This window comes from Serratia sp. LTN-2 (genome assembly GCF_059740205.1).
Genome location: NZ_JCAXDO010000013.1, coordinates 124,385 through 148,651, shown reverse-complemented (window position 1 = coordinate 148,651; position 24,267 = coordinate 124,385). Strand labels below are relative to the sequence as shown.

The 24,267-nt window shown below is 60.3% G+C and carries 17 protein-coding genes; 4 read left to right on the top strand and 13 right to left on the bottom strand.

Features of this window, described 5'->3' with window-relative positions; translation table 11 throughout:
• Positions 1-166: 166 nt before the first annotated feature.
• A complete protein-coding gene (gene amiC, locus AC6BYQ_RS21350) occupies positions 167-1,420 on the bottom strand; it encodes an N-acetylmuramoyl-L-alanine amidase AmiC (RefSeq protein WP_019455729.1) in 1,254 nt (417 codons plus the stop codon).
• Between the two features lie 221 nt (positions 1,421-1,641).
• Here amiC and argA point away from each other — a divergent pair, with 221 nt between their 5' ends.
• Positions 1,642-2,985 carry an amino-acid N-acetyltransferase gene (gene argA, locus AC6BYQ_RS21345; protein WP_154747479.1) on the top strand — a complete coding sequence of 448 codons (1,344 nt, stop codon included), beginning with the start codon at positions 1,642-1,644 and terminating at the stop codon, positions 2,983-2,985.
• Positions 2,986-3,027: 42 nt separating this feature from the next.
• Here the strand turns inward: argA and recD are convergent, their stop codons facing one another.
• The 12 genes from recD to rppH form a co-directional block, all read right to left on the bottom strand.
• Entirely contained in the window at positions 3,028-4,878 is a 1,851-nt protein-coding gene (gene recD, locus AC6BYQ_RS21340) for an exodeoxyribonuclease V subunit alpha (RefSeq protein ID WP_498057514.1), read from the bottom strand.
• The gene (gene recB, locus AC6BYQ_RS21335) at positions 4,875-8,435 is read right to left on the bottom strand and encodes an exodeoxyribonuclease V subunit beta (protein WP_498057513.1); all 3,561 of its coding nucleotides are present in this window, start codon (positions 8,433-8,435) and stop codon (positions 4,875-4,877) included. The genes recD and recB overlap by 4 nt, the downstream gene beginning before the upstream one ends.
• Entirely contained in the window at positions 8,432-11,320 is a 2,889-nt protein-coding gene (gene ptrA / locus AC6BYQ_RS21330) for an insulinase family protein (protein WP_498057518.1), read from the bottom strand. Before ptrA ends, recB begins: the two co-directional genes overlap by 4 nt.
• A 232-nt stretch (positions 11,321-11,552) precedes the next feature.
• The gene (gene recC / locus AC6BYQ_RS21325) at positions 11,553-14,924 is read right to left on the bottom strand and encodes an exodeoxyribonuclease V subunit gamma (RefSeq protein WP_498057512.1); all 3,372 of its coding nucleotides are present in this window, start codon (positions 14,922-14,924) and stop codon (positions 11,553-11,555) included.
• 32 nt (positions 14,925-14,956) lie between these two features.
• Positions 14,957-15,313: a prepilin-type N-terminal cleavage/methylation domain-containing protein gene (locus AC6BYQ_RS21320; protein WP_498057511.1), complete on the bottom strand. Its 357-nt coding sequence runs from the start codon at positions 15,311-15,313 to the stop codon at positions 14,957-14,959.
• Positions 15,303-15,749 carry a YgdB family protein gene (locus tag AC6BYQ_RS21315; protein ID WP_498057510.1) on the bottom strand — a complete coding sequence of 149 codons (447 nt, stop codon included), beginning with the start codon at positions 15,747-15,749 and terminating at the stop codon, positions 15,303-15,305. The genes AC6BYQ_RS21320 and AC6BYQ_RS21315 overlap by 11 nt, the downstream gene beginning before the upstream one ends.
• Positions 15,746-16,324, bottom strand: coding sequence for a prepilin peptidase-dependent protein (locus AC6BYQ_RS21310; protein WP_498057509.1), 579 nt, complete (start codon positions 16,322-16,324; stop codon positions 15,746-15,748). Before AC6BYQ_RS21310 ends, AC6BYQ_RS21315 begins: the two co-directional genes overlap by 4 nt.
• The gene (locus tag AC6BYQ_RS21305) at positions 16,318-16,821 is read right to left on the bottom strand and encodes a prepilin peptidase-dependent protein (protein WP_019455720.1); all 504 of its coding nucleotides are present in this window, start codon (positions 16,819-16,821) and stop codon (positions 16,318-16,320) included. Before AC6BYQ_RS21305 ends, AC6BYQ_RS21310 begins: the two co-directional genes overlap by 7 nt.
• 175 nt (positions 16,822-16,996) lie before the next feature.
• Positions 16,997-17,791 carry a thymidylate synthase gene (gene thyA / locus AC6BYQ_RS21300; protein ID WP_016929918.1) on the bottom strand — a complete coding sequence of 265 codons (795 nt, stop codon included), beginning with the start codon at positions 17,789-17,791 and terminating at the stop codon, positions 16,997-16,999.
• 7 nt (positions 17,792-17,798) lie between these two features.
• On the bottom strand, positions 17,799-18,671 hold the full coding sequence (lgt, locus tag AC6BYQ_RS21295; RefSeq protein WP_019455719.1) for a prolipoprotein diacylglyceryl transferase: 873 nt from the start codon (positions 18,669-18,671) through the stop codon (positions 17,799-17,801).
• A 222-nt stretch (positions 18,672-18,893) separates the two neighbouring features.
• Positions 18,894-21,140, bottom strand: coding sequence for a phosphoenolpyruvate--protein phosphotransferase (gene ptsP, locus AC6BYQ_RS21290; RefSeq protein WP_019455718.1), 2,247 nt, complete (start codon positions 21,138-21,140; stop codon positions 18,894-18,896).
• Between the two features lie 12 nt (positions 21,141-21,152).
• Complete coding sequence (rppH, locus tag AC6BYQ_RS21285) at positions 21,153-21,680, bottom strand: RNA pyrophosphohydrolase (protein WP_025160232.1); 528 nt, start codon at positions 21,678-21,680, stop codon at positions 21,153-21,155.
• A 696-nt stretch (positions 21,681-22,376) separates the two neighbouring features.
• Here rppH and mutH point away from each other — a divergent pair.
• The 3 genes from mutH to AC6BYQ_RS21270 all read left to right on the top strand — a co-directional run bounded on the left by mutH (position 22,377) and on the right by AC6BYQ_RS21270 (position 24,255).
• Positions 22,377-23,063, top strand: coding sequence for a DNA mismatch repair endonuclease MutH (gene mutH / locus AC6BYQ_RS21280; protein WP_019455716.1), 687 nt, complete (start codon positions 22,377-22,379; stop codon positions 23,061-23,063).
• A 100-nt stretch (positions 23,064-23,163) separates the two neighbouring features.
• Positions 23,164-23,880 (top strand): TerC family protein, encoded by a 717-nt coding sequence (locus AC6BYQ_RS21275; protein ID WP_019455715.1) that lies wholly within the window; start codon positions 23,164-23,166, stop codon positions 23,878-23,880.
• A 156-nt stretch (positions 23,881-24,036) separates the two neighbouring features.
• On the top strand, positions 24,037-24,255 hold the full coding sequence (locus tag AC6BYQ_RS21270) for a YgdI/YgdR family lipoprotein (protein WP_019455714.1): 219 nt from the start codon (positions 24,037-24,039) through the stop codon (positions 24,253-24,255).
• The last annotated feature ends 12 nt before the right edge of the window (positions 24,256-24,267 follow it).

Here is a 24,267-nt window from a genome sequence, read left to right as displayed (position 1 = left end):
GCGGGGTGGAGCAGCCTGGTAGCTCGTCGGGCTCATAACCCGAAGGTCGTCGGTTCAAATCCGGCCCCCGCAACCAACTCTTGATGACAACAGATAAGCACCCTGACGGGTGTTTTTTTGTATCTGCAATCCGCGAAAATAGCCGGACTCGCGCCCGGCCCTGCCGTTATCGGCTCGCCAGCGCGCCGCCGTTGGCGAAATAAGCCTTGATGCCTGCCAGAATCGACTCCGCCACCTGCTGTTGGAAATGGCTGGTGCGCAGCTTGCGCTCTTCTTCGATGTTGCTGATAAACGCCGTCTCCACCAGGATCGACGGGATATCCGGCGCCTTTAACACCGCAAAACCGGCCTGATCGACGCGATTCTTGTGCAACCGGTTGATTTTGCCCATCCGATTCAACACTTCCTTGCCGAACTTCAGGCTGTCGTTGATGGTCGCGGTCTGGATCAGATCGAACATGGTGTGGTCGAGATAGCGGTCGCCGCTCTTGCTGACGCCGCCGATTTGGTCCGACGCGTTCTGTGTCTGCGCCAGGAACTTGGCCGCCGAACTGGTGGCGCCCTTGGTGGACAACGCGAACACCGATGAACCGCGCGCCGCGCGGCTGGTAAAGGCATCGGCGTGAATCGAAACGAACAGGTCCGCACGCTGCTTGCGCGCCTTGGCGACGCGCACCTTAAGCGGGATAAACACGTCTTCGTTGCGCGTCATGAACACCTTCATGTTCGGCTCGCGCTTGATCATGGCGCTCAGCTTGCGGGCAATCTGCAGCACGATGTCTTTCTCGCGCGTCTTGTACTTGCCGATCGCACCGGGATCTTCGCCGCCGTGGCCAGGATCCAGCATGATGACGATCGGCCGATCGCGCCCCGCCTTGCCGGCCTGCGGCGCTTCCGGCGGCAGCGTGCGCTCCAGATCGCCCTTGTTGTAATCTTCCAGTAACGCCAGTAGCGGATCATACTCCTCACCGCCGCTGCCGACCTTGGTCGGATAGAGATCCATCACCAGACGGTTGCGATACTCCGGCACCGGCGCCAGCGTGAAAATATGCGGGCTGACGCTTTGTTTGAGCTCCAGCACCAGCCGCACGGTATTCTGATCAAACTGGCCGACGCGCGCCTGCTTGAGATAAGGATCGTCGGCGCGCACCTGCCCGGCGATGCCTTTCAGCACGCTGTTGAGGTGAACGCCTTCGATATCCACCACCACGCGATCGGGATTGGTCAGGGCGAACTGCTTGTATTTGAGTTCGACGTTGGATTCCAACGTGACGCGGGTATAGGTGGAGGATGGCCAGACGCGCACGGCGATCACGTGCGATGATGCGGCGAAGCCCGTACGACTCACACTCAGCAACCAGCTGGCGGCAACGCCCTGTAATAAACGACGGCGGCCCAGATTGTGATTAGAGTTTGGCATGCGGCTCCGGCAGTAATAGCTGTTTACAACAGATGAAAAAAACACCAATGAAATGGGGATGCCGAAAACTTTAACCAATCATTCCAGCCCTGTCATCAGAAAATCTTTTTATGGTTTTTCAATTTATTAACGATTTAGCGCCCTTAGCACACTCTTCATGACGATTTCCCACTTGCCATCGGCACAATAAAAGAATAAAAATACAAAAATACCGTATAAATATGCAAAGAGGTTTGGCCGTGAAGGAACGTAGTACAGAGCTGGTGCAAGGATTCCGTCACTCAGTCCCCTATATCAACGCCCACCGCGGCAAGACGTTTGTCATCATGCTCGGCGGGGAAGCCATCGAACACGAGAATTTCTCCAACATCGTCAACGATATCGGGTTGCTGCATAGCCTGGGCATTCGCCTGGTGGTGGTTTACGGCGCGCGGCCGCAAATCGACGCCAATCTGGCTCAGCATAACTATGAGCCGATCTACCACAAACACACCCGCGTGACCGACGCCCATACGCTCGAACTGGTCAAGCAGGCTGCCGGCCTGCTGCAGCTCGACATCACCGCCCGGCTGTCGATGAGCCTCAACAACACGCCGCTGCAGGGCGCGCATATCAACGTGGTCAGCGGCAACTTCATCATCGCGCAGCCGCTGGGCGTCGATGACGGCATCGACTACTGCCACAGCGGCCGCATTCGCCGCATCGATGAAGACGCAATCCACCGTCAGCTCGACAGCAACGCCATCGTGCTGATCGGCCCGGTCGCGGTTTCGGTCACCGGCGAGAGCTTCAATCTGACGTCAGAAGAAGTGGCTACCCAGTTGGCGATCAAGCTGAAAGCGGAAAAAATGATCGGTTTCTGCTCCTCGCAGGGCGTAACCGATGCCGAAGGCAATATCCTTTCCGAGCTGTTCCCCAACGATGCGCAAAAGCGCCTTGAAGAGCTGGAGGAAGGCGGCGATTACCATTCCGGCACCGTGCGTTTCCTGCGCGGCGCGGTGAAAGGCTGCCGCAGCGGCGTGCGCCGCAGCCACCTGATCAGCTATCAGGAAGACGGTGCGCTGGTGCAGGAACTGTTCTCGCGCGACGGCATCGGCACCCAAATCGTGATGGAGAGTGCCGAACAGGTGCGCCGGGCGACGATCAACGACATCGGCGGCATCCTGGAGCTGATCCGGCCGCTCGAGCAGCAGGGCATCCTGGTGCGCCGTTCGCGTGAACAGCTGGAGATGGAGATCGACAAATTCACCATTATCGAACGCGATAACCTGACTATCGCCTGCGCGGCGCTGTACCCGTTCCTGGAGGAAAAAATCGGTGAAATGGCCTGCGTGGCGGTGCATCCCGATTACCGCAGCTCCTCGCGCGGCGAAATGCTGCTGCAGCGGGTAGAAAACCAGGCGCGGCAGATGGGGTTGAAGAAGCTGTTCGTACTGACCACCCGCAGCATCCACTGGTTCCAGGAGCGCGGATTCACTCCGGCGGAGGTCGACGTGCTGCCGATGCAAAAACAGGCGCTGTACAACTACCAGCGCCGTTCCAAAATCCTGCTGGCCGATCTGTAATCCCTGCGGGCGCGGCCATTCATTGCCGCGCCCTCTTGCCGCTTATTCCGCTGTCTGCAGCCGTTCAGCCAGCCCGCTGCGACGCTGGGTCGGCGTGCGAATGGCCCGCAACAGCACCGCCTCCGTAGCGTACAGCGAGAGCTGCTTGCGCGCACGGGTGATCGCGGTATAAACCAGCTCGCGCGTCAGCACCGGCAAGAAGTGATTCGGCAATACCAGGACCGTATGGTCAAACTCCGATCCCTGGGACTTGTGCACCGTCATGGCATAGGCGGTTTCATGCGCCGGTAAACGGCTCGGCTGCACCGATTTGATGCTGCCGTCCGGCAGTTGGAAATGCACGCGCAGTTCCCCCTGCTCATCCGGCAGCGTAATGCCGATATCCCCATTGAACAGCCCCAGCGCGCTGTCGTTGCGGCCGATCATCACCGGCCGCCCTCGGTACCAGCGGCCGAGCACGCCCGGCTTGCGGTCGATCAGACCGGCGCGCTGCAACCCGAGCTCAATGCGCTCGTTCAGGCCGGCGACGCCGAACGGCCCTTCACGCAACGCGCACAGCACCTGGAAACGGCCAAAGGCCGCCAGCACCGTCGCCGCGTCCGCGCCTTCGGCGGTCAGCCGCAGAGAATCGCGATAGCCCGCTACGCAGGCATCCAACAGCGCCTGATACTCTTCACTCGTCGCCAGCGCATAGCCCGCGACATCGCCGAAACTGCCGTTTAGTGCCGCCAGCGCGCGATCCCCGGCACCGGCGTTAACCGCCAACGCCAGTTGGCCGATGCCGGAGCGGGCATCGAAGCGATAGCTCTTGCGCAGCAGGCATAGGCTGTCACGCACCGCCGCTTCCGCGTCAGCCTGCTGCCCTTCGATCGCACAACCGGTCAGGCGGCTCAGCTCCGCCGCGCGCGCATCGCTGTATCCCTGCTCGGCAAAACGGCAAATATCCCCCAACACCGCACCGGCCTCCACCGAGGCCAGCTGGTCACGGTCGCCAAGGAAAATCACCCGTGCCTGGTCGGGCAGCGCGGCAATCAGGCGCGCCATCATCGGCAGATCGACCATCGAGGCCTCATCCACCACCAACACATCCAAATGCAGCCGGTTGCCGCGGTGATAGCGCATGCGCTGGCTGTTCGGCTGCGCCCCCAACAAACGGTGCAGCGTCGCCGCCTCGGTCGGGAACAGCGCCTGCTGCGCCGGGGCCAGCGCCAGCTGACGGCTGGCGCTGCCGAGCGACTCCGTCAGGCGCGCCGCCGCTTTGCCGGTCGGCGCCGCCAGCTGAATGCGCAAGCGGGCGCTTTCATCGAGCTGCACCAGCGCCGCCAACAGTTTGGCGACGGTGGTGGTTTTACCGGTGCCCGGCCCGCCGGAAATGACCGCAATGCGCCGCGTTGCAGCCACCGCGGCGGCGATTTTCTGCCAGTCGGGCTCGTCGCTCGCCGCGCCGAACAAGCGATCGAGAATGGCACGCAGCTCCGCCTCCGGCACCGCCAGCGATTCGCCTTCACCGCCGATAAACGCCGCCACTTCGCCTTCGTTTTGCCACATGCGCTGCAGATATAAACGCGGCCCGCGCAGCACCAACGGCGTAGCGCCGCTGCCGTCTCCGACCGCCGCACTGGCCGCCAAACGCTGTTGCCAACGCGCGCTATCCGGTCGCCCGGCGGTTTCCCACATCGCCAGCGCCAGCGCCGGCTGGCGCCCTTCAAACAGGGTGTCCGCCTGCAGTTGATCCAGCATCAGGCAGACGTGACCGGCCCCTGCCTCTGCGCTCAGGCAGGCAGCGGCCAGCAAAATATCGGGTTCGTCTTCGCTCGCCACCACGCGGGCAAACTGCACGTCCAGCGGCCGCAGCGCGCCAAGCGCCACCGCCTGCTCCAGCAGTGCGATCATGATTCTTCCTCCGCCGCCGCAGCTTCGCCGCTGAACAAGCGATCCATTCCCGCCACCAGCTCAAATTCGGGGAGACAGGTGAAAATGCCGTTGCCCGGGTGCGCCGCATCCACGCCGCGCAGGAACAGATAAATCACCCCGCCGAAGTGGCGCCGGTAATCATAATCCGGCAGCCGATGACGCAGATAGCGATGCAACGCCAGCGTGTAGAGCTGGTATTGCAGATCGTAACGATGCTCCGCCATCGCCTGCTCCATCGCCGGCCGGGTATAAGCGCTGCTGTCTTCCCCCAGCCAGTTGGACTTGTAGTCCAGCAGGTAGTATTTGCCCTGCCAACAGAACACCAGGTCGATAAAGCCTTTCAGCATGCCCTGCACCTGATGGAAATCCAGCGCCGGGCAGCGAGCGGAAAGCGGATCGTAACGCTTCACCAGAGCATCGAGCTCCTGCGCCTGCAACAGCCGGTTAATCGGCAAATAGAACTGCAACTCCGCCTGCTTGTGCTGCGGCGTTAGCGCCGCCAGCGTCACGCCGCTGCCATCGAGCGGCGTGTTGAGCAACACCTGCATCCACGTCAGCAAAATCGGCTGCCAGTGTTCAGCGAACCCTTGCTGTTGCAGCTGTTCCAGCAGCCACTGTTCGTCGAGCGGCTGGGTGAAGTCCAGCGTTTCAAACAGGCTGTGCAGGAAGGTGCCGGGCGTCGCGCCGCGCGGGAAAGTATGCGGTGTAAGCGCTGGCTCACTTTCTTCCCCCCGCTCGCCGGCGGCGTCGATATCCAGACGCGGCAGCAGATCCTGCATCAGGCTCGCGCCGTGCTGCTGCAAACCGGTATAGCTGGTCACCCGCCAAAAATCCTGGATCCGCCGGGTAAAGCTTTTCGCCGCCAGCGCTTCGGCCAACGCCGTCTGGGGCTGCCAGGGCGCTTCGTCCGGCGATTCAACCAGCGACAGCGCAATGCCGCCACCCGCCAATTGCTGCAGGCGCTCCTGCAGATACACGGCGTCGCCGGGCTGCCCGCCCTGCACCAGATAACCCAATGCGCTGCGGTGCAGATCGGTATCGCCCTGCTTCTTGCGCGTGCCCTGGAACAACGGCGCGATGCCGATGCTGCAGTGGTACACCGAGCGGGTCAGCGCCACGTACAGCAGACGCAGGTCTTCCGCCAAGCGCTCCTCCTCCGCCCAGGCCTGGCTCTCTTCATTGGCATCGAGATCCAGCAACGCCTGGAAACTGTGGCGATCGTGATACAGCGCCTGCTGCTGCTGGCGGAAATTGCCGACGAACGGCAACCACACCAGATCGAACTCTAGCCCCTTGGACTTGTGAATAGTGATCACCTGCACCAGATGCCGGTCGCTCTCCAGCCGCAGCTGCTGATTGTCGGACTGGCGATTGGGCTGGGCGATCTGCTGCGCCAGCCAGCGCACCAGCGCATGCTCGCTGTCGAGCTGCGCCGCCGCTTCCTGCAACAGCTCTCCCAGATGCAGCACATCGGTCAAACGCCGCTCGCCGCCGGGGCTGGCCAACAGGTTCTCCGCCAGCTGGCGCGCTTTCATCACCTCGCTCAGCATCGGCAATACGCCGCGACGCAGCCAAAGCGTGCGGTAATTATCGAATTCGTTAACCAGCGCGTCCCAGGCGCGCTCATCGCGGCTCAGGCCGTCCAGCGTCGGCGCATCCAGCCCCATCAGCCCGGTGGCCATAGCGCTGCGCAGCGTGCGTTCCTGCTCCGGTGCCAACACCGCCTGCAGCAACCACAGCAGGTCTTTGGCTTCCGGGGTGTCGAACACGCTGTCGCGGTTGGACAGGTAGACCGACGGAATGGACAATGCGCTTAGCGCATCACGCACCAACGCCGCTTCATTCCGGCTGCGCACCAGCACCGTAATATCGGAGGCTTGTACTGACCGAGATTCCTTGCCGCCATGCAGCCGCGCCAGCCCCTGCTGCCCGGCGCTAAGCCAGTCGCGAATTTGCGTGGCGCACAGGCGCGCCATCAGCTGTTGGTAATCGCTTACACCCGTGCCTTCTCCCTGCTGCAGCCAGAACTGCATCGCCGGTTGCGGCTTGCCGTGCAGCTCAAACGCCAGCCCTTGGTTCTTTTCCGCCGCGTTGACCTCGATAAAGGGGATTTGGCCGAACAGGAAAGGTTTTTCTACCTGAGAAAACAGGTGATTGACGCTGGCGACCATCGACGGCGACGAGCGCCAGTTGGTCTCCAGCGTATAGTGGGCGCTCACCTCTGAACGCGCACGCATGTAGGTGAAGATGTCGGCGCCGCGAAAGGCGTAAATAGCCTGCTTGGGATCGCCGATCAACAGCAGGCCGCAATCGGGCCGGCCGACGTAAAGCTTTTGGAAAATACGGTATTGCTGCGGATCGGTATCCTGGAATTCATCGATCATCGCCACCGGGTAACGCTGGCGGATCGCCTGCGCCAGCTGTTCGCCACCGCCGCTTTGCAGGGCGCCGTCCAACCGGCTGAGCAGGTCGTCAAAACCCAACTCGGCGCGCTGGCGCTTTTCCTGCTGAATGGAGGTGCGGATTTCGCTGAGGGCACGCGCCATGATTAAATCACGCAACGTCAACGGCTCATCGAACAGCTCGTCGATCGCTGTAAACAGCGCATGGCGCGGCGGTTCGCCTTTCTTGGTCTTCTCCAACAGCACCGACTGGCGAAACTTGTCTAACTCCTTCGGCAACTGGTAATCCTGGGTTTCCTGCCCGCTCCATTCGCCGACCTTGTTCAGCCAGTTCGGCAGGTGCTTGCTGCTGTAGCTGCGCTTATCGACGCCGGACTGGGCGATCAATGCCTCCAGATCGCCCGCCGCCGCCCGCCATTGCGCCTTGATGGCGTCGATGCGCGCAACGATCTGCTCATGGCGCATCAATACGGTTTCTTCGTCTTTCGGCGGCCGACGCAGCGCCGGCGCTTCGCCGTGCAGATAACCGGCAAGATCTGCCAGCAACGCTTCCGGGCCGCTCCACTCCTGGCTGATCGCACGCGCCACGCCCAGCGGCAACGGATAGCAATGACGGCGCCAGAAATCTGCACAGGCCTGCCGCCGCAACGGCAATTCGTCTTGCACCAGCGTTTGTTCAAACAGCATGCCGGACTCGAAAGCGTTGTGGGTCAACATCCGTTGGCAAAAACCGTGGATGGTGTAGATCGCCGCTTCGTCCATTTGCCGCTCCGCCGCCAGCAACTGTGAGGCGGCGTCGCTCAAATCGTCGATTTCTTCCATCAATTCGATAAATAGCAGATTTTTGCATTCTGCGTCTTTACCCCGCACGCAGGCGATGCGCAGCCCGTGAATATTGTCGCGGATGCGCCCGCGCAGCTCCTCGGTGGCGGCCTCGGTAAAGGTCACCACCAGGATTTCTTCGACCGTCAGCGGACGGGGAAACGCCGCTTCACCGCCCAACCCCAGCAGCAAACGCAGATACAGCGCGCCGATGGTGAAGGTTTTGCCGGTGCCCGCCGACGCCTCGATCAGGCGTTCGCCGAACAGCGGTAACGTCAGCGGCTCCAGCCTTTGCGGGGCGATTTCCGTCATGGCGTCGCCACTTTGCGCGGCAGGATCTGCTGCAATGCAGAGGCGTTCGGATAGGTGACCCAATCCTTAGGCGCCGCATAGTCCGCTTTGTCTTGCCCGCTGCCACTGACCTGCGACAGCACCGCCAGCCCTTGCGGCTGGATCACCGCCTGATGGAAATAATCCGCCAGTTTGGCCGGCGTCAGCTGTTGCACCTGCGCGATCAGCTTCTGCCGGGTATCGAAAGCGAAATTGCCGCGATCGAAATCGTTGGCGAACCGGCTGGCTTCCTCACTCAACGTTTGCGGCCGCTGCTTCAGTTCATTGATCAGCGCCTGTTTGTATTGTTCAAAATCGGCCTCGCTCATTTCACGCAGACGCTTCTCGGTTTTCGGGTAGAAATCCTGATAGCGCTGGTACAGGTAGGCCGGCTGTTTGCTGTTGCTCTGCAGCAGGAAGCCGACGCCCCACTGGCGCCCCACCGACATCGGGAAGGCGAAGACCGCATACCCCAATTGCTCCTGAGTACGCAGCTGGCTGTAGAACCACGGCTGAATGATCTGCCCCAGCAGCGAGCTGTAGGCCATGCCGGTCACTTCGTCGTAGCCGGTCGGCACGTAGACCGCCGCCAGCGCCGAATCGGTGCTGCTGCCCACCTGTTGCAGGTTGGCCAGCTGATCCTTGTCCACCACCACGTCTTCGCCGTGCCACCATTCGATGCCGGTACAGCCCAGACGATGTTTCAGCGTCGACGCCAGCGTATCGACCTGTTGCTTGCTCATGTTGCCCACCACCAGCAGCTCCGGCGTGGCCTCGGCCAGCAGGCTGTCGCGATAGGCCAGCACGTCTTTCAGCGTCAGCGTCTTCAGCACTTCGCGGCGCTCGCTGCGCTCGGAGTACGGCACGCGTGAAACCATTTGCACCGGCTGAATCGCCAGCTCGAACGCCTTGCCCTTCTCGGCGGCGTCCAACTGCTCCAGATACCAGGACTTGGCCTGCGCCAGCTGATCTTCCGTCGGCGTGAAGCTGGAATAGCCCTCGATCAGCGCCGTCAGCAACTGCGGCAGACGCTGGGTAAAGCCGTTGGCGTTAAACATCAGGCCGTTATTCGGTGAGGTCGAGAAGCTCAACCCGCCGACCGACGCCTGATAACTCAGTTGATCCAGCGCGAGACCGGCCAGATAATCCGTCAGCGAGAACAATACCTGGTTGCGCGCGGAATCCATGGTTTTGGCGTTGCGGAAAGCGACGGTGACGTCGGCCTTCGGCTCGTCGGCAAAGTAGCGGCTCGGCATGTACAGCACGCGCAGACCGGGTTTATCCACCACCATTTCCGGCTTTTTGAACTCGTGCGACGGCTTGGTCAGGGTAAAGTCATCCGGAATGTACGGGTTGAGCGCCGGTAATGACAGGGAAATGCCGCTGCCCAGTTGCTGCCACTGCGTGAAACGCTGCGGCGTGATTTTGTCGACCTGGTAAGGCGCATTGACGAAATAGGCCGTCTTGTTGTGCGGTTCATCCGGGCTGACGAACCAGATGCGCGCATTTTGCGGCGTCATGGCGTCCAGGCGTTCGGCGATCGCCTTAGGATCATAGCGATCGGCCAGGTAAGGCGCGTCCAGCGCATGCTCAACCGGCACGCGCAGCATGGTGTCCACCAGCCATTCGATATAGTCCATGTCGCGCGTGATCGAGGGATAACGGAAGTCCAGGTTCAGAACATGCGAGATTTCATCGAAGTAGCTCTGCTTGATGCCTTCGCTGCGCAGCATTTTCAGGTAATTGAAGATGGCGGCGACGACCTCGTCGCGCTTGGCCAGGCCTTTGTCGGTCAGGGAAACGCTGATGGCGAAGACGCCGCCGTTGCGATCCACCATCGGATCGGCGCCGGCATTGATGGCGTCCGCCAACCCCTGTTTCTGCAGCCAGTCGGACAGCGTGTTCTTGCTGCGGTTGCCGATCAGGTAGCTGATGTAGGTATCGGTTTTGCTGCGAAACGCGGCGCTGTTGTTATCGATGCGAAACTCGATCTTCAGCTGCTTGCGCGGTTGCGCCGGGACATAGTGAATGATGATACCTTGCTGTTCCGGCGTGACGGCCGGCACGGTGATCGGCGGCACGCTGGCGTCGTGATTCGGCACGCGGCCAAAGGTTTTCGCCGCAATGTCAGCCAGCTGCGACAGCGGCTGATTGCCGTACAAAACGCCCATCATCAGGTTGGCGGAATAGTAGCGCTTATAGAAGCCGGTCAGTTCATCATGCAGCTTGCTGTCCGGCTTGTCTTTCAGCGTGTCGAGATTGCCGCCGGAGAAGCGCGCGCTTGGGTGCGCCGGGTTAAGAGTTTCCGCGCCGACCTGCGCCATACGCATGCCGTCGCGCGAACGCGCCATCGTCAATTCGGCATTCACCGCGTTGCGCTCGCGATCGGCGTTGCCCGGATCGAGCAGCGGCTCGGCAATGGCGTCGGCCATGCGATCGACCGCCGGCTCCAACGCGTCATTTTCCACTTCCAGATAGAAGGCGGTGCGATAAGAGGCCGTACTGGCGTTGTGGCTGCCGCCGTGCTTTTTCAGGAATTCGGACAGGTTTTCCGGCTCTGGATAGCGTTTGGAGCCCATCAGCACCATATGCTCCAGATAGTGCGCCAACCCCAGTTGGCTGTTCGGATCTTCGAGAGAACCGACCGGCAACGCCAGCGCCGCCAGCGACTTCGGCGCCTGGGCGTCTGACACCAGCAGCACCGTCATACCGTTAGCCAGCTTGATCGCCTCGTACTGGCGCGGATCGTGCTCGCTCTTGTTGATCTTCTCCGCCAGCGGTTGCCATCCTTGCGCGGCCCAACTCAACGGTGCCCAACACATAGCCAATAATACCAGCCCGGCGATACGGGCCAACTGTCTGCGCATATCCAAAATAAACCCCTATTCCGACGTCGCTACGCCCACTCCCTGACGTTGGCGACGTGCATCAAAATCACATAACCAAATCTGTACTCGCCGAGTTCTCCGCCAGTATGTCGGCCTGAGAAACGGCGGGTATATGCCTGTACGTTATGTAAGACCGGGAATCACCCCAATGGTTGAATATAACCTTCGTTATTTTTACCACCTCGCGCCGCACAGCACCACCGGGGGATTGTTACCCCAGGTTATGTCGCGCCACCGGCAGCAGATAACGCTCTGTTTCGGCCAGTATTTGCGCTAAGTAGTCATTGTCTAACTGTCGGAACACTCGCTGCACGTAGGGATCTTCCCCTTCGCCGGGAATGCGCTGATCGCCCTGCCAGGCCTGCAGCAATTTGGCGCGGGCCTTAATTTGCGCTTCTTCCTCCCAGTCGATTTGCTGTGTTTCCGGCTGATAGCACTGACTCAGCCATGCCCAGCCGCTCTTGTTCAGCAGCAACAGCGGCTGACACAAACCGCGCTGATAGCCCGCCAGCAGTTCCGCCAGCTGCGCTTGCGCATCTTCAGGCGCCAGCGCGGCAAAGCGCCAGGCGGAGTTCTTGCGGCCGTAAATGCGGCTCTCGCCGGTGCCGCCGGCGCAGCAGTACACCAGATGCTCCAACCACAGCAATATGCCGTCCACCGCCGATAGCGTGGCGGGCCGCCAGCGCAGCAGGCCGTCATCCTGCACCTGATGCAACCAGCCGCTGAGGCGCACGCCGGCTATCTCGATATCTAGCTCCAGGCTATGGCTCGGTGTGCGCTCCGCACGCACCTGCTCGGCCAGTTCGCTCATTTCTTCCTGCTGCTTTTGCCAATAGATTTCGCCGAAAGCGCCATAAGGCAAGCCGCCGGCGGCGCGCACCCGCTGGAATAGCCGCTCGGGATCGTCGCCGTCGATCAGGGTATTCAGCAGTTGGCTGTTGAATTGGTAGCGGCTGAGATTATCCAGCGTGAAGGGCTCTTCGTCCGGCAGTTCGGTCTCTTCCAGGATGAAACTGACGCCCAACCGCAGCTGGAAGAAGGCGCGAATCGGATGACGGTAAAACCGCAGCAGCTCATCCAACGAGACCTGCTGCAACGCCTCGGCGGGCAGCGGTTGGTTAAAGGCCGGATGCGCCGCGCCACGCCCGTCGGCGGCGGGCAACCACTCGGCGGCATAGCTTTGCTCCTCCGAGCCCGGCAAGAAATTCTCGGCGGCGAACGGCATGCGCGCGTGCCACGTCAACAAGTGCTCGCCAACCCGTTGGGCGCTGTCGTCCGCGCTGAGCTCTTCATCTCCCGGCAGACAATAGCTTTGTTCGAGGTACTCCAGCAGCTCGGTCACCAATACTGAAGGATAGCGCGGGCTGTTGTCTTGGATGGAACGGCCGATGAAGCTGATATACAGCCGCTGTTGCGCGGACAGAATCGCCTCCAGGAACAGATAGCGGTCGTCATCGCGGCGGCTGCGGTCACCGCGTTTGATCTGTTGCGCCATCAGATCGAAGCCCAGCGGCGGCAGCGTGCGCGGATACACGCCGTCGTTCATACCCAGCAGGCACACCACCTTGAACGGAATGGAGCGCATAGGCATCAGCGTGCAGAAGTTGATTTGCCCGGCGAGGAAGCGCTGGCTGATGCGCTCCTGATCGAGCCGCGCCGCCAGATCGTCGCGCAGAATGGTCAACGGCACCTCATCGGGATAGCGGGCCGCCAGGCCAAAATTGATGGCCTGCTGCCATTGCTGCTCGATCAATGCCAGCACCACTTCGGTGTCGCTGTCCGCAACGAAGAAAGCATCCAGCAGTTGCCGGCACAGCGGCAGCCACGCGTCGAGCGAGCGCGCCTCGCTCAAGATTTGCCGCCAATGGCTGAGCTGCGCCAGCAGATCCGCCAGTTGTCCCGCCAGTTCGGCGACCAATCCGCTCGACTCGTCGTAAGGCAAAATGCCCTGCCAATCGCCGGCATTGCTGTCCATCGCATAGCCGAGCAGCATGCGCGTAATGCCGAAGCGCCAGGTATGCTGGCCAGTGGCGGGCAGATCCAGTTCGCGCACGTTATCGTCGTCCAGGCCCCAGCGTACGCCGGATTCACCCACCCAATGGCGCAGTAGGCGTAACCCCTCTTCGCCAATGGCGAAACGGGCGGCCAGGGCCGGCACCTCCAGCAGCGCCAGCACCTGCTCCGAAGTAAAGCGGCTTTGCGGCAGATCGAGCAGAGAAATGAACGCCTGCAGCGCCGGATGCGCCTGGCGTGCCTTACGGTCGGAAATGGCGAACGGCAGGTAGCGCTCGGCGGGGGCATTGCCGAACACTGCCTGAATGTAAGGCGTGTAGCTGTCGATATCCGCCACCATCACGATGATATCCCGTGGCGTCAACGAGGGATCCTCCGCCAGCATGGTCAGCAGCCGATCGTGCAATACCTCCACTTCCCGCTGCGGGCTGTGACAGGCGTGCAGGCTGAGGGAACGGTCTTGCGGATCGAGCGGGCGCTTGCTGAAGCTGCTTTCCAGCGTATCCGCCGTAATGCCGATTACCGCATGGTCTTCCAGCTCCAGCATATCGCGCTGAACGGCGTGCAGCATGGTATCGGCCGGGATATCGACAAAGGCGTCGACCTCTTGCGCCCCCTCCATCTGCGACAGCAAATAGAGGTGATCGCGCCCCAGCTTGCCCCAGGAGGCCAGCAGCGGGTTGCTGAGCTGCTGCTGCCCTTCGGCGTCAAACAGATGCGCCGCGTCGCCAGGCTCGCGAAACAACCCCTGTTCGCGCGCCTGATGGTAGTGACGACGCTTGCGGCTCTGCAAGCGGGCCAGGAAAGCGTAATCCTGAATGTCGCCCCAATAGTAGCGGCAGGGGTTGGTGAACATCAGGTGGATATCGATATGCCGCCCCAGCGCCTGCAGCGCCTCCAGATAAACCGGCGGCAGCGCTGAAATACCGCAGATAAACACCCGCGGCGGCAAACCGGCCGGGCACGTTGTCGCCTGCTCCAGCGCGTGGATAAAGCGACTGTACAAATTGGCGCGATGCCATTCAGGTTGCCCCAGCTCGCGCGTGTATTCCACCAGGCGCACCCAGAGCGGCGCCTGCCATTGCTGCGCCTCCGCCAGACCGTCGATGCGCTCGCCGCGCTGCCAGCTCTCCAGCCACTGCGGGCGGTAAACCAAGTATTGGTCGAACAGGTCAGCTACCCGGCCGGCCAACTGGTGGATTTTACGCTTGTCGCCGTCATCGGTCAGATAGTGCTGCAGCGGCGCGAACGCCGGCTGGGTCAGCATATCCGGCAGCAGCCACATCAACTTCCAGGTCATGGCGTCCTTGCTGAAGGCGCTCTCTTTCGGGATATCCGGCAATACCTGGGTGAACATGTCCCAAATGAAGGTCGCCGGCAGCGGAAACGCGACATTGGCGGCGATGCCGAACTGTTCCGCCAGCTGCATTTGCAGCCATTGCGCCATGCCGGGGCTCTGCACCAGTACCACTTCCTGTTGAAAAGGATCGGCCAACGGATCTCTGGCTATCAGCGCGCTGGTCAGCGTTTTCAATAAATCCAGCTGATTGGAATGATAAACCGTGAACATGAAGGCTCCTTTAAAACAAGATACGTACCGGCTCAAAAACGGGTGCAATACCAGCGACTCAGCGTCGCCCACTGCCGCTGCGGCGTTTGTATTCTGACCGTCAATCGGCGGCACCCCACATCAGCACCCTCGAGCGCCGTCTCGCGTCGCCAGCCTTCCGGCGACGGTTCAGCATCGAGCCGCCCGGTGACGGCAAACGCTTCAAGCTGCTGGTGCGCCAATATCCAGGCTTGCCGGTAGTGCCACTGGCGCTGGAACGACTGCAACAGCACCTGATGATACTGTAACAAGCCAAGCAGCGACACCGAGAACAGCAAAGCCGCCACCAGCACCTCCGGCAAACTGAAGCCGTTGCGGGATATCCGCCGTACGCGAGCATTAGCCGTCACAGTCGGCCAGCCTTTTCTCGGGGCAAAAATCCAGCCGGCCACCGGGCTGCGCCAAGATCCTGCTGGCAACCTCCGCCCCCTCAAACGCACCCAACTGATAAAGCCATAACGGCTCACCGCCGCGCATCTCGCCCCGGCCGCGCACCATCACTACGCCCGCTCTGGCAGATAACCGGGCGCAGGCCGTCAGTTCCGCGCGTTGTCGGCATGACCAGGCCCCTGTAGCCAAATCGGCGCGTGGCCAGCGCTGGATCATGCTCCAACTCAGCGCCGAAGCGGCCTGATTGTAAGCCTGGAGGTAACGTTGCTGATCGGCCGCCAGCAACAGAGCGTTGTCCAATTGCCGATGCTGAGCATTGAGCAACATCAGCCCCAACGCCAGCAGCAACATCACCGCCGCCAGGGTGCTGCCGCCTTGCTGAGTACGCCGGTTCATGGCAACGCCGCCATCTCAACGCTCCCGTTCAGGCTGCGCCCGATACGCGCATCGCCGACAGAGCGCCCCGCCAGGCTCAAACGGGCCAACACGGCCCCGTGCTCCCCCCGTCCGATCGCCACATGAAACCGCTCAATGCGCACTTCGTCACGATCGAGCAACCGCTCCCAGCCGCCGCCATCGCATTGGTTTACGCCGCGCTGCCCTTCCAAGCCGCCATTACGTAGCCGATAACCGAAGTAGCCCGCATCTTCACCCGACGTGAGCCATTGCCCGCTGCGCGTGATGTCGTAGGCGACGATGACGCAGCTCCCCGCCGCCTCTCCCGCTGCCTGACCGATCAACAGCGGACGCCCGGCGCACTGTCCGGCGCAAAAACCGGCGCGGCGCAGGTCTTTCTCGATGTTGAACGTCAGCTGCCGCAGCGTTGACTCCAGCCGGAAATGCTGGCCGACGGCCACGTTTTGCTGGCGCAGCAGCGGGTAGGTTTTCGCCGCGCCGAGCGCGATCACGCTACCGAACACCAGTGCCAGCATCACCTCCGGCAAAGTAAAACCGCGTTCTAAGGTCAACATAGCCCGATGCCCCTTATCCGATGCCCTTCGCTGCACAAACGCAGCCTTCCCCGCGCGGACAGCACCAGCCGCAGGCCGCCAGCATCGTTACTGAGAAGAATGTGCCCCGCCTGGGCGGTATTGCGCAAACCGTAAAACCCGATCTCTTTGCCGGTGTAGCCCCTCAAAACGACGTCGGGATAAGGCGATGAAAAGACCGGCCCCTCGGCGGAAGCGCAATCCGGCGGCGGCGCACCACCGCCCAGGCACCAGGGGGCGCCGTGCTTGAACCACAGCAGCGTCGTGCGGTTGCGCCCGTTAGCCTCCGCCTGCAATCGCAGTAAAAACGCCAGCAGCTGCTGGCCGGTGTGCTCCAGCCGCAGCGCTTGCTGATGGTGGCGCCATTGGCCGACGCCCCAACCGGTGAGCATGCCGGCGATCAGGAGCGCCGCCAGCAGCTCAATCAGCGTCATGCCGCGCTGGCGATCGTCGATGTTCGATAGCGTATTTTCGTTCATGCGGCCAGTGTACGGAGGGCCACAAGGCGGTAAAGCCGTATGCGCAAGCCTTGCGGCAAGCTGCGCAAGGTTTTTTCTGTAGCGACAAGTGGCGACAATAAAATGCGGCGCGGCGCGCAATGCGGATAAAAAAAGGGGGCGCAATCGTGCGCCCCCTGGTGTGATGCGGTTAAGGTCAGATCGCGACCGGCGCCTTGATGGCCGGATGCGGATCGTAACCTTCGATCTCGAAGTCTTCGAAGCGGTAATCGAACAGCGAAGCCGGCTTGCGTTTGATCACCAGCTTCGGCAACGGGCGCGGTTCACGCGTCAGCTGCAGCTGAGTCTGCTCCATGTGATTGCTGTACAGGTGAGTATCGCCACCGGTCCAGACGAAGTCGCCCACTTCCAGATCGCACTGCTGCGCCATCATGTGCACCAACAGCGCATAGCTGGCGATGTTGAACGGCAGGCCAAGGAACACATCGCAGGAACGCTGGTACAGCTGGCAAGAGAGCTTGCCGTCCGCCACGTAGAACTGGAAGAACGCGTGGCACGGCGCCAGCGCCATCTGGTCCAGCTCGCCGACGTTCCAGGCGGAAACGATGATGCGGCGCGAGTCCGGATCTTGCTTCAGCTGTTGGAGCACGTTGCTCAGTTGATCGATCTGACGGCCGTCCGCCGCGCCCCAGGCGCGCCACTGTTTGCCGTAAACCGGGCCGAGATCGCCGTTTTCATCGGCCCACTCGTCCCAGATGGTGACCTTGTTGTCACGCAGGTAGGCGATGTTAGTATCGCCGTTCAGGAACCATAACAGCTCATGAATGATCGAACGCAGGTGACATTTCTTGGTGGTCACCAACGGGAAACCTTCCTGCAAATTGAAACGCATCTGGTGGCCGAAAATCGACAACGTGCCAGTGCCGGTACGGTCGGCTTTAGGGGTGCCCTCGGCGAGCACCTTGTTCATCAAATCCAGATACTGTTTCATTTGTCCCTCACGACACTTGTTGCTGCGGGCGACGACGGTACGCCCAAATCATCATAATAACACCGGCCACCACCATTGGGATGGACAGGATCTGCCCCATGCTGATCACGCCGTCAAACAGGCCGAGCTGAGCATCCGGCTGGCGGAACGCTTCGACGATGATGCGGAATGCGCCATAACCGATCAGGAACAGGCCCGATACGGCGCCCATCGGCCGCGGCTTGCGAATGAACAGGTTCAGAATGATAAACAGCACCACGCCTTCCAGCAGCAGCTCATACAGCTGCGACGGATGGCGCGGCAGCACGCCGTACTGATTCAGCAGCGGCAGCAGGGAAGGATCGGCGGCGGCGAGAGCCACGTCTTCGCTGCGCGAGCTTGGGAACAGCATCGCCCAAGGGGTGTCGGTGGTCACGCGGCCCCATAGCTCGCCGTTGATAAAGTTGCCGAGGCGGCCGGCGCCCAAACCGAACGGAATCAAAGGCGCGATAAAATCGGAAACCTGGAAGAAGGTGCGCTTGGTGCGGCGAGCGAACCAGAACATCACCAGAATCACCCCCATCAAACCGCCGTGGAACGACATGCCGCCATCCCAGACCTTGAACAGATAGAGCGGGTTATCCAGGAACAGCGGCAGGTTGTAGAACAGCACATAGCCTACGCGGCCGCCGACGAATACGCCCAGGAAACCGGCGTAGAGCAGGTTTTCCACTTCATCTTTGGTCCAGCCGCTACCCGGCTTGTTGGCGCGGCGCACCGCCAGCCACATGGCAAAAACGAAGCCGACCAGGTACATCAGGCCGTACCAATGCAGAGAAACCGGGCCAATGGAGAAAATGACCGGATCAAATTTAGGAAACGCCAGATAGCTATTGCTCATCTATCACCACAACATGTCTGTTATTTTTCCCCATGCGGGGGCGGCAGGTGCCAAACGGCGACGCAGGTTATCCCACGCCCTTCAAGCGGCAGCGTTGACCGCTGCGGTTTGCAGGGCGACGAGCATGCGCCGCGCTGAGGTTGCGCATCATAACATAGGCTTAACGCGGTCCGGTCCGGCTGAGCGGGAAAAGTTCTGTAAAAAAATTACCGCCTGCGGCGGTTATCTGCCGCCGCGAATCAACCCGCCCATGCCGCGTCGTTCCATAAAAGCCGCCACCAAATGGCGCACTTCGGTGGTCATTTGGGTGTTCAACACCCGGTGCGCCAGCACTTCGGCGTCGGACAGCTCGATATGCCGCAGCAGGTATTTGATGCGCGCCACGCTGCGGCCGTTCATGCTCAGATTGCGGTAGCCCATGCCCACCAGCAACAGCGCGCCCATGGGATCACCGGCCAGTTCGCCACACAGGCTAAGCTGCAACCCCGCCGCCTTCCCCTGTTCGGCGATCAGCTTAAGCACCTGCAGCATCGCGGGATGCAGGCTGTCATACAGCGAAGCCACCCGGGTGTTGTTGCGATCCACCGCCAACAGATACTGGGTTAAATCGTTGGTGCCAACCGAGATGAAGTCAACGCGCCCGGCCAAATGTGGGATCAGGAAAATCATCGACGGCACTTCCAGCATCACGCCGATTTTCGGTTTCGGTATCCCGTAGCCGAGCACCTCTTCCACCTCGCGCCCGGCGCGGTCAATCAGGCGTTTGGCCTCGTCGACCTCTTCCAGGCTGGTGACCATCGGCAGCAGAATGCCCAGATTGCCGGTGCCGGCATTGGCGCGCAGCATGGCGCGAACCTGAATCAAAAAAATCTCCGGCTGATCCAGGGTGATACGGATACCGCGCCAGCCCAGACAAGGGTTCTCCTCACTGATCGGCATATAGGGCAGTTGCTTGTCGGCGCCGATGTCTAAGGTGCGCAGCGTGACCGGTTTGCTCGGGTAAAGCTGCAGCATGCCCTGGTACTGCGCGACCTGCTCCTCTTCGGAAGGGAAGCCGCTTTGCAACATGAACGGGATTTCAGTGCGGTATAGCCCCACGCCATCCACTCGGCCGCCTAACAGCTGCTCATGTTCCGGGCTGAGACCGGCGTTCAGCATCACCTGAATGCGTTCCCCGCTTTTCAGCTGCGCCGGTTGCTCGACGTCATCTTCCGCCAGTTTGCTCAGCTCCAGCTCTTCGCTGATCAGCCGCTGATATTCCTGCACCAACACCGGCTCAGGATCGACCAGCAGTTCGCCGCGATAACCGTCGACGATCAGCAGCCGTTGGCTGAGCAGAGAAGGTTGGATGTCGGCGCCCATCACCGTCGGCACCCCCATCGCCCGCACCAAAATCGCCGCATGCGAGTTGGCGGCGCCGTCGCGCACCACCACGCCTACCAGGCGATCCTGCGGCACTTCGGCCAGCAATGTCGCGGTCAGTTCATCCGCCACCAGCACGAAACGCGCTGGCCACTGGGTGGCGCCCTGAGTGGTGTCGTCGAGATGGAACAGCAGGCGCTGGCCGAGCGCGCGCAGGTCGCTGCCGCGCTCGCGCATGTAGGTGTCCTGCAATTTGGCGAACTGCTCGGCAAAGGCTTCTATCACCTGTTTCACCGCCCACTCCGCCACTGAACCGTTGTCGATTTCGGCGAACAGTTCGCGCTTGAGGCGGGCGTCGTTTAACAGGTGAGAATAAAGATCGAAGATCGCCGCGCTCTCTTTTTGCGAGCTGGCGGCAAAACGCTTGCTGAAACGGCGAAATTCCGCGCCGGCCTCTTCCAGCGCCAGCGTCAAGCGTTCGCGTTCGCTGGCGGTGTCCAGCGTCGACGCGCGGTAAACCTGATCGAGCGACGGTTGGCTGCTGTCCTGCCACCCTTCCGCTACGGCTACGCCTGGCGAGGCCGCCAGCGCGCGCACGCGCGTTTGGCGATACTGGCCGAAAATAGCATTCAACTGCGATTGTGAAAGGATCCCGGCCATCTGCGTGGCCAGAGTCACCATGAATGACTCTTCGCTTTCGTCGAACTGGCGCAGCTCACGCTGCTGCACCACCAACACCCCCAACAGCTGGCGCCGATGAATGATCGGCACCCCAAGGAAGGATCGGAAGCGATCCTCTTTCACCTGCGGAACGTATTTGAAGCTGGGGTGGCTTTGGGCATCGGCCAGGTTGATGGGCTCGGCCCGGCGGCCGACCAACCCGACGACGCCCTCGTCAAACGCCAATGCGATAGTGCGCCCGCGCGGCTTTTTCAGCCCGCGCGTGGCCATCAGGTAATAACAGCGACGGTCATTATCCGCCAGGTAGATGGAACAGACTTCAGTGTCCATCGCCAGACAGGTTTCATTGACCAGCAGATCCAGCGCATCCGTCAGACTGGCCGCCGCGGCCACCTTCTCTACAATTTCTCGCAAGCGCGTGAGCATAGTCTGCTTAACTTAACCTCTCTTTCGGCGATAAGCGGGAGCCTGCCGCGGCGCCGCTTGCTCTTGCATCGGCATCACGGTCACGGCGAATTCTTTCATCACCCGGCGGTAGACGTCGCGTTTAAACGACACCACCTGGCGCACCGGATACCAGAAGCTCACCCAGCGCCAACCGTCGAACTCCGGCGTGCTGCTGCGCTGCATGTTGATATCAGCGTCATTGCACAGTAGCTGCAACAAAAACCATTTTTGCTTTTGGCCGATACAAACCGGCTTTGTGTCCCAACGCACCAAACGTTTCGGCAATTTATAGCGCAACCAGTTGCGGGTCGAAGCCAGGATGCGCACATCCTTTTTATTCAGCCCCACTTCTTCGAACAGCTCACGGTACATCGCCTGCTCCGCAGTTTCACCAGGGTTAATCCCACCTTGGGGAAACTGCCAGGAGTGCTGACCGTAACGGCGGGCCCATAAGACCTGCCCCTGACGATTACAGATTACGATACCAACATTCGGGCGGTAGCCATCATCATCGATCACCGGACTACCTCGATAAGCTTAAATTCGCATAGATATCCTGATTGTTTCACACAAGCTACAGGCGGTAAACCACTGCTTTACGGTGCTGCAGGCCGGATAACATTGGGATAACTCACAGATATGGGCAAAGTTATAAACATACCCCAGCATTTCAGAGCGGTTTTATTCACTTTTTCTGTGGATAGGTGTGTGCAGAACTCGAGGGATAAGCCGGTAAAACTCTCAAACCCTAAAATCGACCTTTATCGCCAAAAACAGACATTAAGTTTAAAAACAAAAAGTTAACCAATGAATCGCAGTTATGTACAGGGCAAAAATGTGATCTATGCACGGTAAGGATCTTACCCTGGCGAAAGATCCACCAACGCCGTTTTTATCCACAGATTATCCGGGCAAGTTACGCACAAAACGGACAAATTCGTAAAAACCCGCCCGAGTCAAGGCTGTAAATTGAACCAGTGATCGGTAAAAATTTGGGTTATCCCATAAATCTGTGGATAAATAGGTGTAAGATCCTGTTTATTGTCGGTGGCTTCAGGTGAACAAGCCCCGCACGCGCATTGCCGCTCACATCGGGAAAGAAAAAAAGTCATGTAAAATCATGCTACTATTATTCTTTTCCCCAGGCGATAGCGGCCATCGTCCGCCGTGTATAATCGCAGTACATTTTTCAACCAAATTCGACAGGCTTGATTTATGGCGTTTTTATCCCCTTTGCCGCCCCCGCCGGAAAATGAACGGCAGCTGTTCGAGCGCGCTCAGGCGCTGGCCGGCTTCAGCTTCGGTGAACTGGCCGCCCGCGCACAGTTACCGATCCCCAAGGATCTGAAACGCGATAAGGGCTGGGTGGGCATGCTGCTGGAGTTGTACCTCGGCGCCATGGCCGGCAGCAAGCCGGAGCAGGATTTTCCCGAACTGGGCATCGAGCTGAAAACCATCCCTGTCGACGCCGCAGGCAAACCGCTGGAGACCACTTTCGTCTGCGTGGCCCCGCTCACCGGCAACAGCGGCGTTACCTGGGCCAGCAGCCACGTTCGCCACAAACTGGCGCGCGTCCTGTGGATCCCGGTTGAAGGCGAGCGCCAAATCCCGCTGGCCGAACGCCGCGTCGGTTCGCCGCTGCTGTGGAGCCCGAGCGCCGCAGAAGAAGAGAGGCTGCGCCGCGATTGGGAAGAGTTGATGGATCTGATCGTACTCGGCCACGTAGAGCACATCACCGCACGCCACGGCGAGGTGCTGCAACTGCGACCCAAAGCGGCCAACAGCAAGGCGCTCACCGAAGCCATCGGCGAGCAGGGGCAACCCATCATGACGCTGCCGCGCGGTTTCTATCTGAAAAAGGGTTTTACCGGCGCATTGCTGGCAAGACATTTCTCGATCTAAGCGATTTCGTTTAACTCTGGTTTAGCTAACCCTGTCAGCGCCACGATAAACGCGTATAATTCACGCTTTGCATTTATTAAGTATTAAGGTGTGCCGGGCAATGTTCGAATGGATTATGGATCCCAATGCCTGGTTAGCGTTAGGCACGCTAACCATTCTTGAGATCGTACTGGGTATTGATAACATCATTTTTCTGTCGCTGGTGGTGGCCAAGCTGCCTAAAGCGCAACAGAACAAAGCTCGCCGACTAGGTCTGGCCGCCGCCATGCTGATGCGTCTGGCGTTGTTGGCCTCTATCGCCTGGGTGATCCGCTTGACGCACCCGCTGTTCACCGTACTGGATCACGCCGTTTCCGCCCGCGATCTCATTCTGCTGCTGGGGGGATTGTTCCTGATCTGGAAAGCCAGCAAAGAGATCCACGAAACTATCGAAGGTTCGGAGGAAGAACACCACACCAAGGTGCACAGCTTCTTCGGCGCTATCGTGCAGATCATGCTGCTCGATATTATCTTCAGCCTGGATTCGGTGATTACCGCCGTGGGCCTTTCCGACCACCTGTTCATCATGATGGCGGCGGTGGTGATCGCCGTCGGCGTGATGATGTTCGCCGCCCGGCCGATCGGTGAATTCGTCAATCGCCATCCGTCGGTAAAAATGCTGGCGCTGGCGTTCCTGATCCTGGTGGGCTTCACGCTGATGCTGGAAAGTTTCCAGGTGCACGTGCCGAAAGGCTACATCTACTTCGCCATGTTCTTCTCCATGTCGGTAGAAGCGCTCAATCTGATGCGCAGCAAGAAAAACCGCTCGCCGGAATAAACCCTATACGAAAGCCGCCCCCGGCGGCTTTCGTCCCTTCGTTGACCTCTCATTTCACTTTTTCTTATCAGATAAAGACTTATCTGAGACGCCCTTCGCCGAGAGTTTGCTAATCTTGAAATAACAATGTTTTCTGCACAATCGAGGATCCGCAGGATGAAAAAGTGGGTAATGGCAGTGTCTGCGCTGGTCATGGCCGCCGGTTTGGCGGGATGTTCCAGCGACTACGTAATGGCGACCAAGGATGGCAACATGATCCTGACGCAGGGCAAACCGGAGATCGACAAAGACACCGGCCTCATCAGCTATAAAGATGAAAAAGGCAATCACCGCCAGATCAACGGCGATCAGGTTTCTCAAGTTATCGAACGCTAATTACCGCTCGCC